The organism is Streptomyces sp. cg36, assembly GCF_041080675.1.
Taxonomy (GTDB): domain Bacteria; phylum Actinomycetota; class Actinomycetes; order Streptomycetales; family Streptomycetaceae; genus Streptomyces.
Map to the genome: position 1 here is coordinate 1,517,205 of NZ_CP163520.1, position 15,248 is coordinate 1,532,452.

The following is a 15,248-nucleotide window of genomic DNA, read 5'->3' on the forward strand; positions in this document are numbered from 1 at the left end:
CTGGCGCATGGAGCGGAGGGCCGGTGCCCGCGAGGCTGGACGCATGACGAACACGACGAGCAACTCCCGCACGACGGCCGCGCTCCCCACCGTTCTGGTGACCGCCGCCACCGGCAAGACCGGGCGCCGCGTCGCCGGGCGGCTGACCGCGCTGGGTGCGCCGGTCCGGGCCGGTTCGCGCGGCGCCGAGGGCCCCGGCGCGGTGCGCTTCGACTGGGCCGACGAGTCGACCTGGGCCCCGGCGCTGGCCGGTGCCGACGCCGCGTACGTGGCGTACTACCCGGACTTGGCGGCGCCCGGCGCGGTCGAGGCGATGGCGGCCTTCGGCGCTCTCGCGGTCCGGCACGGGGTGCGGCGGCTGGTGCTGCTCTCCGGGCGCGGCGAGCCGGAGGCGGCGCGGGCCGAGGAGGCCCTGCGGGCCTCGGGCGCGGAGCTCACGGTGGTGCGGGCCGCGTTCTTCGCGCAGAACTTCAGCGAGGGCCTGCTGGCGGACGGTGTGGAGCACGGCGAGATCGCGTTCCCGGCGGGCGGCACGGCCGAGCCGTGGGTGGACGCCGACGACATCGCGGACGTGGTGGTGGCCGCCCTCACCGAGGAGGGCCACGCGGGGCTGGTGCACGAGCTGACCGGGCCGGACGCGCTGACGTTCGCCGAGGTCGCGGCGGCGCTGACGGCGGCGACCGGGCGGGAGGTGCGGTACCTGCCGGTCTCCGGCGAGCAGTACGCGCGCCTGCTGATGGAGTACGGGCTCGCGGAGGGGGAGGCGCACTGGCTCGCGGAGCTGTTCGCCACACTGCTCGACGGCCACAACTCCCGTACCACGGACGGCGTCAAGCGGGTCCTGGGGCGCGAGCCGAAGCCGTTCGCGCAGTTCGCGCGGGACACGGCGGCGGCCGGGAGGCAGAGCCGCTGAACAGCGCTTCCGGCGGCCCCACCGGTGATCTTTGGCCAGGTGACCGAAACTCGCCGTGACCAACACCACGCCCTCCGTGAGCACCCGATTACACGATTAGGGGCCCGCCGACGGTTCCCCGCCATTCCTTCGGACTAGGTTTCGTCTGTCACCGCATTGACGCACGCCGCGACGAAGGAAGCTGAACCGATGGACGATAACGAATCCCTGGCAGAGCGCTTCGAGGAGAACCGCCCGCGCCTACGGGCGGTCGCCTACCGGATGCTCGGCTCACTGAGCGAGGCGGAGGACGCCGTACAGGAAGCCTGGCTGCGGGCGGACAGCTCCAGCGAGGGCGTGGAGAACCTGAACGGCTGGCTGACCACGGTCGTCTCCCGGGTCTGCCTGGACATGCTGCGCTCGCGCCAGGCCCGGCGCGAGGACCCGCTGGACGTCCACGTGCCGGACCCGATCGTGGACCGCCCGGACCGGGTGGACCCCGAGCACGAGGCGCTGCTCACCGACTCCGTGGGGCTCGCGCTGCTGGTCGTGCTGGACACCCTGGCCCCGGCCGAGCGGCTGGCGTTCGTGCTGCACGACATGTTCGGGGTGCCCTTCGAGGAGATCGCGCCGATCGTGGACCGCGCCCCGGCGGCCACCCGGCAGCTGGCCAGCCGGGCGCGCCGCCGGGTGCAGGGCCGGGCCGTGCCCGACCCGGACCTGAACCGTCAGCGCAAGGTCGTCGACGCCTTCCTCGCGGCGGCGCGCGGCGGTGACTTCGAGGGCCTGCTCGCCACGCTCGACCCGGACATCGTGCTGCGGGCGGACTACGGCCCGGGCTCGCTCACACCGTCCAAGACGGTGCTCGGCGCCCACGCCGTGGTGCAGAACGCCCTGTCCTTCGCCCAGTACGCCCAGTACGCCCGCCCGGCCCTGGTCAACGGCGCGATGGGCGTGGTCAACGCGCCCGAGGGCCGGACGATGGCGGTGCTCGGCTTCACCGTCCGGGACGACAGGATCGTGGAGATCAACATCCTGGCCGACCTGGAGCGGCTGCGCGCCGTCGACGTCGCCGCGCTCGACGCCTGAACCGCGCCTCCCCGGGACCTTCGGGTCCCGGGGAGGTCAGTCGGCGCCGTGGCCGGCGGCGATCGCCTGGACGCGGTGGGCGAGCGCGAAGTCCTTCTCCGTCACGGCGCCTCCCGCGTCGTGGCTGTTCACGGTCAGGGCCACGGTGTTGTAGCCGAGGGTCAGATCGGAGTGGTGGTCGAGCTCGTCCTGGATCCGCGCGATGTGGACGACCAGGGCGGTGGCCGCGAAGTGCGAGGCCAGCCGGTAGGTGCGGCCGATGCGGTCCGCACCGTCCGAGAGCGACCAGCCCGGCAGTTCGCGCAGGCGGTCCTCGATGTCCTTCTGCGACAGCGGTTCAACGGGCATGGCCGGACTCCTTACGAGGTGGTGACGGTACGGAGTGGAGCGCCGTGTCCCGCGCTCCGTATCCGTAGCGTCGCCCGTATGCGTGTACTTGTCACGGGAGGCGCGGGCTTCATCGGCTCGCACATCGTCCCGGCCCTCACCGCCCGGGGCCACGAGCCCGTCGTCCTGGACCGCGCGCTGCGCCCCGGCGACGACGTGCGCGACCCGGACGCCGTCGCCCGCGCCCTGCGCGGCGTGGACGCCGTCTGCCACCAGGCCGCGATGGTCGGCCTCGGCACCGACTTCTCCGACGCGCCCGCCTACACCTCCCACAACGGCCTGGGCACGGCGGTGCTGCTGGCCGCGATGGCCTCGGCGGGCGTGTCCGGCCTGGTGCTCGCCGGGTCCATGGTGGTCTACGGCGAGGGGCGCTACGAGTGCCCGCGCCACGGCTCCGTACGCCCCGGGCCCCGGCCGTACGAGGAGCTGGCGGCGGGCCGCTTCGAGCCGCCGTGCCCGCTCTGCGGCGCACCGCTGGCGCCGGGTCTGGTGCGCGAGGACGCGCCCGCCGACCCGCGCAACGTCTACGCCACGACCAAGCTGGCCCAGGAGCACCTGAGCGCCGCCTGGGCGCGGGCCACGGGCGGGCGGGCGGTGTCGCTGCGCTACCACAACGTGTACGGGCCGGGGATGCCGCGCGACACGCCGTACGCGGGAGTCGCCTCCTTCTTCCGTTCGGCCCTGGCGCGCGGCGAGGCGCCCCGGGTCTTCGAGGACGGCCGCCAACGCCGGGACTTCGTGCACGTGCGCGATGTGGCCGCGGCGAACGCGGTGGCCCTGGAGGCCCTGCGCGAGCGCCCGCCGGGCGCCCTCACCCCGTACAACACCGGCAGCGGCACGCCGCACACGGTGGGCGAGATGGCGGGCGCGCTGGCCGACGCCTGCGGCGGACCGGCGCCGGTGGTCACCGGGGAGTACCGGCTGGGCGACGTGCGGCACATCACGGCGGACTCGGCGCGGCTGCGCGCGGAGCTGGGGTGGCGGCCCGAGGTGGGCTTCGCGGAGGGGATGGCGGAGTTCGCGCGGGCCGGGCTCGGCGCGGCGGGGGCGCCGTCGGGCGGCCCGTCCTGAGCGGCCCGTCCCGGCGGGCCGCCCCGGGCCCGGCCGGTGGCCGGGCCCCCGGGGTCTGACGAATGGTCAGGCACTCAGACCCTGACGGGTGGTCAGGAGGGGGCGGCCGGGAGGATCAGCTCGAAGCGGCAGCCGCCGCTCACGTTGTGGACGGCGGCGCTGCCCGCGTGGGCCTCGACGATGCCGCGCACGATGGCCAGGCCCAGACCCGCGCCGCCCGGCGGGGTGCGGGCCTCGGTGCCGCGCCAGCCGGTGTCGAAGACGCGGTCCAGGTCGTCGTCGGGGATGCCGCCGCAGCCGTCCGTCACCGAGAGCACCACCGACTCGGCCCGCGCCTCGGCCGCGACCGCGACCGTGCCGTCGGCCGGGGTGTGCCGGATCGCGTTGACCAGCAGGTTGGCCAGGACCCGGGTCATCTCCTTGCCGTCGACCTCCACCGGGACCGCCTCGACGCGCTCGCCCACCAGCCGTACGCCGTGTTCGCGGGCGAGCGGGTCGGCGCCCGCCAGCGCGTCGCCGACCAGGTCGTGCACCGACATCCGGGCCGGGTTGAGGGCGAGCGCCCCGGCGTGGATGCGGGAGAGCTCGAAGAGGTCCCCGACCATGCCGTTGAGGCGTTCGACCTCGGTGCGGATCTGGCGGAAGTAGCGGTCGGGGTCCTTGGCCATGCCGTCCTCCAGGGCCTCGGCCATGGCCCGCAGCCCGGCGAGCGGGGTGCGCAGGTCGTGGGAGATCCACGCGACGAGCTCGCGGCGGGAGGTCTCCAGGGCGCGTTCGCGCTCGCGGGAGGCGGAGAGCCGGGCGCTGGTGGCGGCGAGTTCGCGGCTGAGCGCGGCGAGCTCGGCGGTGGCCGGGCCCTCGGGCGCGGCGAAGCTGCCGTCCTCGCCGAACGTGCGCGTGGCGAGGGCGAGCTGTCGGCTGCTGCTGACCACCCGGCGGCCCAGGACGAGCGCGGTGGCGAGCGAGACGGCCGCGGCCATCGCGATGACCAGGGTGACGACCTTCAGGTCGTGCGAGGACAGGAACATCTCCCAGGCCACGGCGAGCGTTCCGGCGAGCATCGCGCTGACCGCGACGGCGGCCACCACGGCGAGCGAGGCGGTCACCGAGCGGTGGCGCAGCAGCCGCAGCGCGCACGCCCCGAGCAGCCCCGCCGCGGCGGCGCCCAGGAACGCGTAGACCGCGATGAGCAGGACGTCCTTCACGTCAGCCCGCCTCCCCCGCCGGGGCGGTGTCCGCCGCTTCCTCGAAGCGGTAGCCGACGCCCCACACCGTCTGGATCAGCCGGGGCCGCGCCGGGTCGTCCTCGATCTTGCCGCGCAGCCGCCGCACATGGACGGTGACGGTGGACAGGTCGCCGAACTCCCAGCCCCACACGTCGTGCATCAGCCGTTCCCGGGTGACGGCCTCGCCGGGGTGGTCCATCAGATAGGCGAGCAGGTCGAACTCCCGCAGCGTCAGGGAGAGTTCGGCGCCCTGCTTGACGGCGCGGCGGGCGGCCGGGTCGAGGACGATGCCGGCGCGCCGCACCGGCGGGCCGGGCCTCGTGTCGGCGGCCCGGCTGCGGCGCAGCACCGAGTCGACGCGCAGCACCAGCTCGCGCGGGCTGAAGGGTTTGGTGACGTAGTCGTCGGCGCCCGTCTCCAGGCCCTGGATGCGGTCGTCCTCGTCGCCGCGCGCGGTGAGCATGATGACCGGTACGGGACCGGCGCCGCGCAGTCTGCGGCAGACCTCCAGGCCGTCCATGCCCGGCAGCATCAGGTCCAGGACGACCAGATCGGGCCTGCGCGCCCCGGCCGCGCCCAGCGCCGAGGGGCCGTCGCCGACGTGCTCCACCTCGTAGCCGGCACGTTCCAGATAGCCGGTGACCACCTCGGCCACGGTCGGGTCGTCGTCGACGACGAGGATGCGGGACGGGTCGCTGTGCATGGCCCCAGCGTCGCATCCGCCGGGCGCCGCCGTCGCCACCCGAACGGCCGAAGGGGACCGGCGTCCGCGTTTCGTAAGAACCCGAAGTCCCGATTTGTCCGCTCCGCCTTCGTACGGTGAGGGCGTGACCGACTCGATCCCCACGACGGTGGACGTCGTACTCCCCTGCCTGGACGAGGCCGGGGCGCTGCCCTGGGTGCTGGCCAGGATCCCCGACGGCTGGCGGGCCGTCGTCGTCGACAACGGCTCCACGGACGGCTCGGCCGAGATCGCCCGCGCGCTCGGCGCGACCGTGGTGCACGAGGCCCGGCGCGGCTTCGGCGCGGCCTGCCACGCGGGCCTGCTGGCGGCCGACGCGGAGTACGTCTGCTTCTGCGACTGCGACGGCTCGCTGGACCCCGCCCTGCTGGTCCCCTTCGTACGGGAGGTGGCCGCCGGGGACGCCGAACTCGTCCTCGGGCGGCGCCGCCCCACCGCGCGCGGGGCCTTCCCGCCGCACGCGCGCGCCGGGAACCTGGCGCTGTCGCGGATGCTGCGCCGGCGCACCGGGCTGCGGCTGCACGACCTGGGCCCGCTGCGGGCGGCCCGCCGCGCGCCCCTGCTCGCCCTCGGTGTCGCGGACCGGCGCAGCGGCTATCCGCTGGAGACGGTGGTGCGCGCGGCGGACGCGGGGTGGCGGGTGCGCGAGCACGACGTGCCGTATCTGCCGCGCACCGGCCGCTCGAAGGTGACCGGCACCTGGCGGGGCACCTGGCAGGCCGTGCGGGACATGCGCGCGGTGCTCGCCCTGCCGCCCGCGCAGCCGCGGCCCGCGCCGGTGGCGGGTGCCCGGTGACGGGCTCACCGGTCGCCCTGCTGGTGATCGCCAAGGCGCCGGTGCCCGGCCGGGTCAAGACGCGGCTGACACCGCCCTACTCGCCGCACGAGGCCGCCCTGATCGCCGAGGCCGCGCTCGCCGACACCCTGGACGCGGTGCTCGCGGCACCGGCCCGGCGCCGCGTCCTGGTCCTCGAAGGGGCGCCGGGCCCCTGGCTGCCGCCCGGCATCGAGGTCGCCCCGCAGGGCGGGGGCGGGCTCGACGAACGGCTGGCGGCGGCGTTCGCGCTGGATCCGGGACCGGCCCTGCTCGTCGGCATGGACACCCCGCAGCTCGGCCCGGCCCTGCTGGCCCCGGCGCTGGGCGGCTGGGGGCCCGGCGAGGCGTGGTTCGGCCCGGCGGCGGACGGCGGCTTCTGGGCGCTCGGACTGGCCGCGCCCGATCCCGCGCTGCTGCGCGGGGTGCCGATGTCCGTCCCCGAGACGGGCGCGGTCCAGCGGCGGCGGCTGCTGGAGGCGGGACTGACCGTGCGCGAACTGCCCCAGCTGCGCGATGTCGACACGGCCGCCGACGTGGCCGAGGTGGCGGCGCTCGCGCCCGGCGGCCGGTTCGCGCGGGCGGTGGCGGCCTGCCGGGGCGCCGCCGCGGCGAGCGCCGCCGGGGCCGGGCACCGGGGCGTCGGCCGATGACCGTGACCGCCGTGCCGGGCGCGCCCGCCTGGGAGGCCGACCCGTACACCGACGCCCTGCGCAGCGGGTGCGGGCCGCTGTTCCTGCACCGCGTGGACGGGTGGCTGCTGCCGCTGGAGGTGGAGCGGTGGTGCGCGGCGCCGGACCCGGCCGACCTCACCGTGCTGCGGCGCTGCCGGGGCGCGGTGCTGGACATCGGGTGCGGGCCGGGGCGGCTGGTTGTGGCGCTGGCCGCGTTCGGCACGGCCGCGCTCGGCGTCGACGTCAGCCCCGAGGCCGTCCGCCGCACCCGGCGTTCGGGGGGCAGCGCCCTGTGCCGTTCGGTCTTCGACCCGCTGCCCGGCGAGGGCCGCTGGAACACCGCGCTCCTGCTCGACGGCAACATCGGCATCGGCGGCGACCCGGCCGCGCTGCTCGCGCGGGCCGCCCAACTGCTCGCGCCCGACGGCCAGTTGTTCGTGGAGGTGTCGGCGCTCGACGTGGACGAGCGGGTCGAGGTGCGGGTGGCGGACGGGCGGGGCGCCTTCGGGTCGGTCTTCCCCTGGTCGCGGCTGGGCGCGGCGGCGCTGCTGCGGTACGCGCGCGCCACGGGCTGGCGGGCGGCCGGGCGGTGGACGGCCGCCGGGCGGCCCTTCGTCGCCCTGCGCCGGGGGTGAGCGCGCGGCCGGGCGTGGGCCGGGCCCGGACTCTGGGTGGGAGTCCGGGCCCGGCCTTCTTTCCCCGTGGGGGTGTCGGCCCGGTGTGTCAGCTGATGTTCAGCGCCGTGTCGTCGACGACGAACGACGTCTGCAGGCTGGAGTCCTCGGTGCCGTTGAACTTGAGGGTCACCGTGGAGCCGGCGAGCGACGACAGGTCGAACGTCTTCAGCGCGTAACCGGTGTTCTTGTTGAGGTTGGAGTAGCTGGCCAGGGTGGTCGAACCGGCCGTCACCGTCAGCTTGTCGTAGGCGGTGGAGGTGGTCGACTCACTGGTGTCAATGTGCAGGTAGTAGGTCAGCGTGGCGTGGCAGCCCTGCGGGATGGCCACCGTCTGCGAGAGCGAGTCGGTGTGGGTCGTGCCGTAGCCGTCCAGCCATGCCTTCCAGGAGCCGGAGTGCGCGGCCTCGCCGGAGCTGCTGTCGATCACGCCGGCCGTGGCGGACCAGGGCGCGGCCGAGCCGGTCTCGAAGCCGGGGTTGCCGAGCAGCTGCGCGGGCTGGCAGCCGCCGCCGGGCTGGGTGACGGTCCAGCTGAAGGAGGTGCTGCCGGTGGCTGCGGTGGTGTCCCGGGCGGTGACGGTCACGTTGGAGGTGCCGGCGGCCGTCGGGGTGCCGGAGATCAGACCGGTCGAGGAGTTGATGGACAGCCCCGCCGGAAGGCCGGTGGCGCTGTAGGTCAGGCTCTGGCCGGAGTCGGAGTCGGTGGCCCTGATCTGGAGCGAGACCGCGGTGTTGATCTGGGTGCTCTGGTTGCCGGGGTTGGTCACGGTGACGGTGTTGCCCTGGCTGGTGCCGCCGGTGAACGCGGCGGTGCCGTTGGGGGTGCCGAGGCCGGTCGGGCCGTCGTAGCCGGTGCCCGCCTTGCAGAGGTAGGTGCCGCAGGAGCCGTTGGCGCCGGAGGTCACGTCGTTGAGCGAGGCGGTGTGGGCGTACGGGTAGGAGCCCGGGTAGCTGCCGGCCGCCGGGGTGCCCGCCAGCGCGTAGACGCCCGCGATGATCGGCGAGGAGGCGCTGGTGCCGCCGTACACGTTCCAGCCGCTGGCCTGGTAGCTGTCGTAGACCGCGAGGCCGGTGGCCGGGTCGGCGACGGCGGAGACGTCCGCGACCGTGCGCTTGGCGCAGCCGGTGTCGTGCTGCCAGGACGGCTTCGGGTCGTAGGCGGAGCAGCCGGAGCCCGCGCCCTCGCCGCCGGAGCTGGAGCCCCAGACCGACTCGGACCAGCCGCGCGCGTTGCCGGCGCGGCTGAGCGAGGTGCCGCCGACCGAGGTCACGTACTGGGAGGCGGCCGGGTACTCGACGCCGTAGCCGCTGTCGCCGGAGGAGACGGTGATGGCGACGCCGGGGTGGTTGAAGTACGAGGAGTCGGAGGTCGGGTCGGTGGCGTCCTCGCCGCCGCCGTAGCTGTTGGAGACGTACTTGGCGCCCATGGTGACCGCGCGGTTCACGGCCGCGCCCAGGTCGTCCATGGAGGGCTGGGCGGCCTCGACGAGCAGGATGTGGCAGGACGGGCAGACGGCGCTGACCATGTCGACGTCGAGGGAGATCTCACCGGCCCAGCCGGAGTCGGGCGTCGGGTAGCTGGTGCCGCCGTTCTGGTCGACCTTCTTGAAGCAGCCGTTGGCGGTGGTGCACGCCGGGAGGCCGTACTGCGAGCGGTAGGTGGCCAGGTCGGACTCGGCGTTGGGGTCGTCGTAGGCGTCGACGATCGCCACGGTGGCGCCGGAGCCGCCGGACGGGAGGGCGTAGGCGCTCTGCAGGTCGGAGGGGCCGTAGCCGGAGGGTGCGGCGTCCGGCAGCAGGCCGAGGTGGTGCTTCACGTCGGTGCGGGCCAGCGCCAGGCAGGACATCCGGCCCGGCTGGGTGGCCTGGGCGCACAGCCGCTCGGTGGGGGCGGCGGCGGTGCGGGGGGACGGCTGCGCGGGTGCGGCGGAGACGGACGGGGCGGCGGCCAGGAGCCCGCCGGTGGCGAACGCCACCAGGGACACCAGTGCGGCGGCGGCTCTGCCGGTCGGTTTTCCTGGGCCCAAAGGTCTCTTCAGGTACATGGAACTGCCCTCCATGGGGGGTCGGCCCACCGGGATGAGGGGCGGGCGGAAGGCGACCGTCAACAGATCTTCAATGGCGAGTGCATGACAAGATCGCCTCGGAGAAAGTGCCACCCGGCTGAGTGGTGGCACGGTTGAACGTAGGACAGCGGCCCCGCACCGACAACTCCCGTACGGGCAAAGCGAAAGGCAAGGATTCTCCTCGGTTTCGGCTGGATCACACCGCGCTGATCGCGTATAACGTGGTTGACCATGGAGCCGGAGCCCGAGTCGGTCAACAGCCTTGTCTCCCTTGGCCTTTCACGCTACGAGGCCCGGGTCTACCTCGCCCTGGTGCGGCGCGACTCCTACACCGCCGCACAGGTGGCCCGGGAGGCCGAGGTGCCGCGCCAGCGGATCTACGACGTCCTGGACGGGCTGGTCAGGGCCCAGCTGGCGGTCGCCCACGGGGGCCGGGTCGCCACCTTCGGGGCGGTCGCGCCGGAGCTCGCGCTCGCCCGGCTGATGGCCCGTCAGCGCGAGGCGCTGGAACGGCTGGAACACCTCTCGACGGGACTCACCTCGGCACTGCTGCCGCTGTGGGAGGCGGGCCGCTCCCACACCGACCCGCTCGACTACATCGAGGTGCTGCGCGACCCCAAGACCATCGCCGAGCGGTTCGCGGACATCCAGGACCAGGCGGCCAAGGAGCTCCTCACCTTCGTGCGCCCGCCGTTCGTCGCCCCGGCCGCCAACCTGCCCGGTCTCAGGGCGGCCCGGCGGCTGCGGCGCGGCGGGGGCACGGTGCGGGCGCTGTACACCTACGACGCGCTCGCCGACGAGGGCGTCCTGGAGAACCTCGCGCGCTTCGGCGAGGCGGGCGAGGAGGCCCGCTTCACCGACGAGCTGCCGCTCAAACTGGTCATCGCCGACGCGTCGCTCGTGCTCTGCGACATGCCGGACCCGGTGGCGGGCACCGGGTCCACGACGGCCCTCTACATCGAGCACCCGGCCCTGGCGGCCTGTCTGCGGCTCGCGTTCCACACGGTGTGGCAGGGCGCGGAACCACCGCCGCCGCGACCGCGCTAATCCGCGCCCCTGCGCGCCCCGGCCCGCCGCGCCCGCACCCGCGCCCGCCCGCGGGCGGCCACCAGTGCCAGTGCTCCCGCGACGGCCACCACCGCCAGCAGCACCAGCCAGTTGCGCACGTAGTCCAGCGGCAGCACGGTGGCGTTGTTGCGGGGGCCGGGCCGCAGCACGGCCGGGAGCGCGACCGCCGTGAGGCAGCCGGCGCTCACCAGCGCCGCGCGCAGCGGGCCGCGCGCCCAGGGCCGGGCCGCCGCCACGCCCAACCCGACGAGCAGCACCAGCGGCGCGATCAGCCCGTCGTGCAGCAGCACCGCCCCCACCAGCCACACCACGACGTCGTACGGCGTCTGCGCCCACACCAGCGACACGCCGAGCCCCATCAGCGCGGCGCCGAGCACGCCCACCGCGTACCGCCCCGCCATCACCGCACCTCCAGGCGCGCGACCCACTTGGTCTGGAGCACGCCGGGCCGGTTGGGCGCGATGATCCGGGCGGGGTAGCCGTGGTCGGGCGTCAGGACCTGCCCGTTGAGCCGCAGCGCGAGCAGGGTGCGGGGATCGCGCGCGTAGGTGCGGCCCATGTCCATCACCCGGTAGGCGCCGCGCTGTTCGAGGGAGACGACCCGCAGCGCGGCCCCGGGCGCCCCGGCCCGCTCGGTGAGGTCCTTGATGCGCACGCCGCTCCAGTGCGCGTTCTTGCTCCACCCCTCGACGCAGGCGATGGGCAGCTCCACCTCGTACTGGGGCAGCGCGTTCAGCTCGTCGAGCGTCAGCGCGTACGGGCGCGGCCCCAGCACCGTCAGCCGCCAGGCGGCGGTGTCCACCCGGGTCGTCCCGGCGGCTGCCGCCGTGCGGTTGACGGGCAGGCCGAGCGGGCCGTGGTCGGGGTGGCGCGGCGCCAGCAGGTCGAGGTCCTTGAGCGGGGTGAGGGACTGACCGACCGTCGTCACGGTGACCGCGCCGACCGCCACCGCGAGCCCGGTGAGCAGCGAGCGCCGGTCGGGCGCGTGCTCGGCCTCGCCGGGCAGCGCGCGCGTGGCGGCCGAGCGCCGGAACCAGTACGCCCTGATGTCCGGCCACTTGACGGCCAGGTGCAGCAGCAGCGCGCCGGTGAGCAGCCAGCCGACGGCGAAGTGCACGGGCACGAAGCTGAACGGCCACGGGTACCACTGGACGGTGTTGAGCAGCCCGGTCAGCAGTTCGAAGACCGCGCCCGCGACCAGCACCGCCACCGACAGGCGCTCGGCGGCGTGCCGCACGCCGCGGAAGGCGGGCCACACGAACAGCTTCGGGTAGACGGCCCACAGCTTGCCGAAGAGCAGCGGGATCGCGGCGATGCCCACGCCCACGTGCAGCCCCTGGGTCAGCCGGTACCCCCAGGACGGACTGGCGGGCAAGTCGTTCGCCAGCCATCCCGGCGGGTGCTGGAGGTAGTGGCTGAGTACCCCCGTGGCCATGCAGACCAGGACGGCCACCCCGAGCAGCCGGCCGATCGCCGTCGTGGTGCGCCGGTCGTGCAGCGCGCCCCGGAAGGACGGCAGCGGCGGTGGCGGGGGGAGCGGGAGTCGTGGCCTCATGCCTCCATGACATCCCCGGAACGGCCCTGAACAGGGTGTCCGACACCTTACGGTTCACGGACGCGTGGTGCGCTGGGCCGTCCGGACGCCCCTTCGGCTGCGAATGTGGACGGGTGATCGCTCCCCGTACCGCCACCGCCCCGCCGCCCGGCCCGGCCGCGCCGCCCGCGCCCGGGACCGCCCGGCGCACGGCGCTGACCGCCGCCCTGCTGGCCGCGCTCGCCGCCGTGCTCGTCCTGACGTTCGTGGCCGACGGCTACTACGTCCACCCGGGCGCGCTCTCCTGGTGGTACCTGGGCTGCTGGCTCCTGTTCGCGACGGCGGCGTGGTCGCTGCGGCGGGTCCCGGCCCGCCACCGCGCGGGCCTGGTCCTGGCGGGCGGGGTGCTGGTCGCGGCGACCGGCCTCGCGGCGCCGCCGACCACCAGCACGGACATGTTCCGCTACGCCTGGGACGGGCGGGTGCAGGCGGCCGGGATCTCGCCGTACGACCACGTACCGGCCGATCCGGCGCTGGCGCGGCTGCGCGACGGCTGGCTGTTCCCGGACGGCGCCGCCTGCGCGGGCCCGGACCGGGCCTCCCTCGGCGAGCCGGGCCGCTGCACCCGCCTCAACCGGCCCCGGGTGCACACCATTTACCCGCCGGTGGCCGAGGCGTACTTCCTCGGGGTGCACGCGCTCTCGCCCGAGGGGGCCCGCCACAAGCCGTTCCAGGTGGGGGGCGCGGTGCTGGCGGTGGCCACCACGGGCGTGCTGCTGCTGGTGCTGCGGCGGCGCGGCGCGGACCCGGGGCGGGCCGCGTACTGGGCGTGGTGCCCGGCGGTGCCCATCGAGGCGGTGAACAACGCGCACGTGGACGGGCTGGCCGTGCTGTTCGCGGTGGCGGGGCTCGGCGCGGTCGCGGTGCGCCGCCGGGCGGCCGGCGGCGTGCTGATCGGCGCGGGGATCGCGGCGAAGATGCTGCCGGCGGTGGTGCTGCCGGGCGCCCTCGCGGGTGTGCTGGCGGGCCGCCGCCCCGACTGGCGGCGGGCGGCGGCGGTGCTCCTCCCGGCCGCCGCCTGCGTGGCCCTGGCCTACCTCCCCTACGTCCTCCTCTCGCACGCGTCCGTCTTCGGCTACCTCGGCGGGTACGCGAAGGAGGAGGGGTACGACGACGCCTCCGCGCGCAGCCGGTACGGGCTGCTGCGGCTGTTGCTGCCGGACGCCTGGGCGCTGCCCGCCGCGCTGCTCCTGATCGCGCTCGTGGTGCTGTACGTGCTGCGCCGGGGCGACCCGGAACGGCCCTGGAGCGGGGCGCTGTTGGTGCTGGGCTGGGCGTTCTGCCTGCTGACGCCCGGCTACTCGTGGTACGCGCTGCTGCTCGTCGCCCTGGTGGCGCTGGACGGCCGCTGGGAGTGGCTGGCGGTCGCGGCGGCCGGGGCCGTCTGCTACGTCACCGCGTGGGCGGTGCCGCACTCCTTCGACGTGGTCAGGACGAGTGCGTACGCGGTGGCGGCGGCGGTCGCGGCGGCCGGGTGGGCCGTGCGGCGCCGGGCACTGTCACAGGCCCGGGTTACTGTCTGAGGCATGACCGCAACTGCCGTGATCGAGACGCGGGTGGGGCCGATGCTGCGCGGCTGGCGCGAGCAGCGCAGGCTCAGCCAGCTGGAACTCGCGCTGCGCGCCGACTCCTCCGCGCGGCACATCAGCTTCATCGAGACCGGCCGGTCGCGGCCCAGCCAGGAGATGGTGCTGCGCCTCGCGGAGCACCTGGAGGTGCCGGTCCGCGAGCGCAACGCGCTGCTGCTGGCGGCGGGTTACGCGCCGCGGTTCACCGAGACGTCCCTCCAGGACCCGTCGATGGGCGCCCTGCGCGAGGGCATGGAGCAGCTGCTGCGGAGCTACGAGCCGTTCCCCGCGCTGATCGTCGACGGCACGTACACGGTCCTGGCGGCCAACCGGGGCATCGCGATGCTCCTGGAGGGCGTGCCCGAGCGGCTGCTGGCCCCGCCGCTCAACGCGATGCGGCTGACCCTGCACCCGCAGGGCCTGGCGCCGCGCATCCGCAATCTGCGCCAGTGGCGCGGCCATCTGCTGGACCAGATGGAGCGTCAGATCGCCCTGCTGCGCTCGGACTCGCTGCGCGAGCTGTACGAGGAGGTCGCGGCCCACCCGGTGCCCGGACCGGACGAAGGGGACGACCTCCCCTCCCCCGCCGTCTGCCCCTTCGCGCTGCCGCTGCGCATCGAACACCGGGGCACGGTCCTGTCGTTCATATCGACGATCGCCACGTTCAACACGCCGCTGGACGTGACCGTCTCCGAGCTGGCCATCGAGACGTTCCTGCCGGCCGACCCGGAGACGTTCGCCCACCTGCGCTCGCTCACGCCGTAGGCGGTACGCGGTCCAGGAAGCCGAGGACGGTCGCGATGCGGCCGTCGGCGGCGAGGGTGATGACGTCGGACCCGGCGACCGGCGCGGAGCCGTCCGCGAGGGAGACCAGCTCCCAGCGGAACCGGGCGGTGTCGTGGTGCCCGTCGACGGCGCCTTCGAGTCGGAACTCATGGCCGGGGAAGAGGGCGTGGGCCCCGGCGATGACCTCGGCCAGCGCCGTGTGACCGGTGACGTCGGCCACCGGGTCGGTGTAGGTGCCGTCCTCGGTGAGCGCGGCCCCGACGGCCTTGACCGCGTCCTCGGCCGGGCCGGTGGCGTTCCACGCCTCGAAGTAGCGGGCGACGGCGGTCTCGTAGCGGTTCTCGGACATGGGGAATCAGCCTCCGTGGAGAGTGGATCGCGGTGGTGGGAGCCGGGCCCCGGCCGGAGTGCGCCGCCCGGGACCCGATGGCTCCACCTTGCCCGGGAGGGGTGGCGGGGGTCGATTACGCGCGGGGTAATGGCCGCCCCCGCCCCTCGCGGGCCGATCGCCGCGGGGCCCGCGTCACCCGGATGCACGGCCCGTTCCGGAATATCCCCCTAATCGGTTAATTGCCCCTTTCGGGGACATTCCCCC

The 15,248-nt window shown here is 75.1% G+C and carries 16 protein-coding genes; 9 read left to right on the forward strand and 7 right to left on the reverse strand.

Going from position 1 to position 15,248, the window contains the following annotated elements; all coding sequences use genetic code 11:
- Positions 1–43 precede the first annotated feature (43 nt).
- Positions 44–913, forward strand: coding sequence for an NmrA family NAD(P)-binding protein (locus tag AB5J87_RS06755; protein WP_369375034.1), 870 nt, complete (start codon positions 44–46; stop codon positions 911–913).
- Positions 914–1,102: 189 nt separating this feature from the next.
- Positions 1,103–1,981, forward strand: coding sequence for a sigma-70 family RNA polymerase sigma factor (locus AB5J87_RS06760; RefSeq protein WP_369375036.1), 879 nt, complete (start codon positions 1,103–1,105; stop codon positions 1,979–1,981).
- 36 nt (positions 1,982–2,017) lie between these two features.
- On the opposite strand, the gene AB5J87_RS06765 is transcribed toward AB5J87_RS06760, so the two are convergent.
- Complete coding sequence (locus AB5J87_RS06765; RefSeq protein ID WP_369375038.1) at positions 2,018–2,329, reverse strand: 4a-hydroxytetrahydrobiopterin dehydratase; 312 nt, start codon at positions 2,327–2,329, stop codon at positions 2,018–2,020.
- Positions 2,330–2,407: 78 nt separating this feature from the next.
- Between AB5J87_RS06765 and AB5J87_RS06770 the strand changes: the two genes are divergently transcribed.
- On the forward strand, positions 2,408–3,439 hold the full coding sequence (locus AB5J87_RS06770) for an NAD-dependent epimerase/dehydratase family protein (RefSeq protein ID WP_369375040.1): 1,032 nt from the start codon (positions 2,408–2,410) through the stop codon (positions 3,437–3,439).
- Positions 3,440–3,531: 92 nt separating this feature from the next.
- Here AB5J87_RS06770 and AB5J87_RS06775 read toward each other — a convergent pair whose 3' ends face one another.
- Together AB5J87_RS06775 and AB5J87_RS06780 are read right to left on the reverse strand one after the other, a co-directional pair.
- Positions 3,532–4,644, reverse strand: a complete 1,113-nt coding sequence (locus AB5J87_RS06775) for a sensor histidine kinase (protein WP_369375042.1) — start codon at positions 4,642–4,644, stop codon at positions 3,532–3,534.
- A 1-nt stretch (position 4,645) separates the two neighbouring features.
- Entirely contained in the window at positions 4,646–5,368 is a 723-nt protein-coding gene (locus AB5J87_RS06780; RefSeq protein WP_369375044.1) for a response regulator transcription factor, read from the reverse strand.
- Positions 5,369–5,492: 124 nt separating this feature from the next.
- Here AB5J87_RS06780 and AB5J87_RS06785 point away from each other — a divergent pair, with 124 nt between their 5' ends.
- The 3 genes from AB5J87_RS06785 to AB5J87_RS06795 are packed head-to-tail and all read left to right on the forward strand — an operon-like array spanning position 5,493 to position 7,530.
- The gene (locus tag AB5J87_RS06785) at positions 5,493–6,203 is read left to right on the forward strand and encodes a glycosyltransferase family 2 protein (RefSeq protein ID WP_369375046.1); all 711 of its coding nucleotides are present in this window, start codon (positions 5,493–5,495) and stop codon (positions 6,201–6,203) included.
- On the forward strand, positions 6,200–6,874 hold the full coding sequence (locus AB5J87_RS06790) for a DUF2064 domain-containing protein (protein WP_369375048.1): 675 nt from the start codon (positions 6,200–6,202) through the stop codon (positions 6,872–6,874). The genes AB5J87_RS06785 and AB5J87_RS06790 overlap by 4 nt, the downstream gene beginning before the upstream one ends.
- Positions 6,871–7,530: a class I SAM-dependent methyltransferase gene (locus AB5J87_RS06795; protein ID WP_369375050.1), complete on the forward strand. Its 660-nt coding sequence runs from the start codon at positions 6,871–6,873 to the stop codon at positions 7,528–7,530. Before AB5J87_RS06790 ends, AB5J87_RS06795 begins: the two co-directional genes overlap by 4 nt.
- Before the next feature lie 88 nt (positions 7,531–7,618).
- On the opposite strand, the gene AB5J87_RS06800 is transcribed toward AB5J87_RS06795, so the two are convergent.
- A complete protein-coding gene (locus AB5J87_RS06800) occupies positions 7,619–9,616 on the reverse strand; it encodes a putative Ig domain-containing protein (protein WP_369375052.1) in 1,998 nt (665 codons plus the stop codon).
- A gap of 252 nt (positions 9,617–9,868) precedes the next feature.
- Between AB5J87_RS06800 and AB5J87_RS06805 the strand changes: the two genes are divergently transcribed.
- Positions 9,869–10,684 (forward strand): TrmB family transcriptional regulator, encoded by an 816-nt coding sequence (locus AB5J87_RS06805; protein WP_369375054.1) that lies wholly within the window; start codon positions 9,869–9,871, stop codon positions 10,682–10,684.
- On the opposite strand, the gene AB5J87_RS06810 is transcribed toward AB5J87_RS06805, so the two are convergent.
- Positions 10,681–11,106 carry a hypothetical protein gene (locus tag AB5J87_RS06810; protein WP_369375056.1) on the reverse strand — a complete coding sequence of 142 codons (426 nt, stop codon included), beginning with the start codon at positions 11,104–11,106 and terminating at the stop codon, positions 10,681–10,683. The genes AB5J87_RS06805 and AB5J87_RS06810 overlap by 4 nt on opposite strands.
- A complete protein-coding gene (locus AB5J87_RS06815) occupies positions 11,106–12,260 on the reverse strand; it encodes a molybdopterin-dependent oxidoreductase (protein WP_369375058.1) in 1,155 nt (384 codons plus the stop codon). The genes AB5J87_RS06810 and AB5J87_RS06815 overlap by 1 nt, the downstream gene beginning before the upstream one ends.
- Before the next feature lie 245 nt (positions 12,261–12,505).
- Between AB5J87_RS06815 and AB5J87_RS06820 the strand changes: the two genes are divergently transcribed.
- Both AB5J87_RS06820 and AB5J87_RS06825 read left to right on the forward strand, forming a co-directional pair.
- A complete protein-coding gene (locus tag AB5J87_RS06820) occupies positions 12,506–13,822 on the forward strand; it encodes a glycosyltransferase 87 family protein (protein WP_369383385.1) in 1,317 nt (438 codons plus the stop codon).
- A gap of 3 nt (positions 13,823–13,825) precedes the next feature.
- Positions 13,826–14,632, forward strand: a complete 807-nt coding sequence (locus AB5J87_RS06825) for a helix-turn-helix domain-containing protein (protein WP_369375060.1) — start codon at positions 13,826–13,828, stop codon at positions 14,630–14,632.
- On the opposite strand, the gene AB5J87_RS06830 is transcribed toward AB5J87_RS06825, so the two are convergent.
- Positions 14,622–15,002, reverse strand: a complete 381-nt coding sequence (locus AB5J87_RS06830) for a nuclear transport factor 2 family protein (RefSeq protein ID WP_369375062.1) — start codon at positions 15,000–15,002, stop codon at positions 14,622–14,624. The genes AB5J87_RS06825 and AB5J87_RS06830 overlap by 11 nt on opposite strands.
- Between the last annotated feature and the right edge of the window lie 246 nt (positions 15,003–15,248).

Coding starts and splice junctions, on each gene's coding strand:
- AB5J87_RS06770 (WP_369375040.1), top strand. CDS start 2,408: ATGCGTGTACTTGTCACGGGAGGCGCGGGCTTCATCGGCTCGCACATC.
- AB5J87_RS06780 (WP_369375044.1), bottom strand. CDS start 5,368: ATGCACAGCGACCCGTCCCGCATCCTCGTCGTCGACGACGACCCGACC.
- AB5J87_RS06825 (WP_369375060.1), top strand. CDS start 13,826: ATGACCGCAACTGCCGTGATCGAGACGCGGGTGGGGCCGATGCTGCGC.
- AB5J87_RS06760 (WP_369375036.1), top strand. CDS start 1,103: ATGGACGATAACGAATCCCTGGCAGAGCGCTTCGAGGAGAACCGCCCG.
- AB5J87_RS06795 (WP_369375050.1), top strand. CDS start 6,871: ATGACCGTGACCGCCGTGCCGGGCGCGCCCGCCTGGGAGGCCGACCCG.
- AB5J87_RS06755 (WP_369375034.1), top strand. CDS start 44: ATGACGAACACGACGAGCAACTCCCGCACGACGGCCGCGCTCCCCACC.
- AB5J87_RS06800 (WP_369375052.1), bottom strand. CDS start 9,616: ATGTACCTGAAGAGACCTTTGGGCCCAGGAAAACCGACCGGCAGAGCC.
- AB5J87_RS06815 (WP_369375058.1), bottom strand. CDS start 12,260: ATGAGGCCACGACTCCCGCTCCCCCCGCCACCGCCGCTGCCGTCCTTC.
- AB5J87_RS06765 (WP_369375038.1), bottom strand. CDS start 2,329: ATGCCCGTTGAACCGCTGTCGCAGAAGGACATCGAGGACCGCCTGCGC.
- AB5J87_RS06810 (WP_369375056.1), bottom strand. CDS start 11,106: ATGGCGGGGCGGTACGCGGTGGGCGTGCTCGGCGCCGCGCTGATGGGG.
- AB5J87_RS06830 (WP_369375062.1), bottom strand. CDS start 15,002: ATGTCCGAGAACCGCTACGAGACCGCCGTCGCCCGCTACTTCGAGGCG.
- AB5J87_RS06805 (WP_369375054.1), top strand. CDS start 9,869: ATGGAGCCGGAGCCCGAGTCGGTCAACAGCCTTGTCTCCCTTGGCCTT.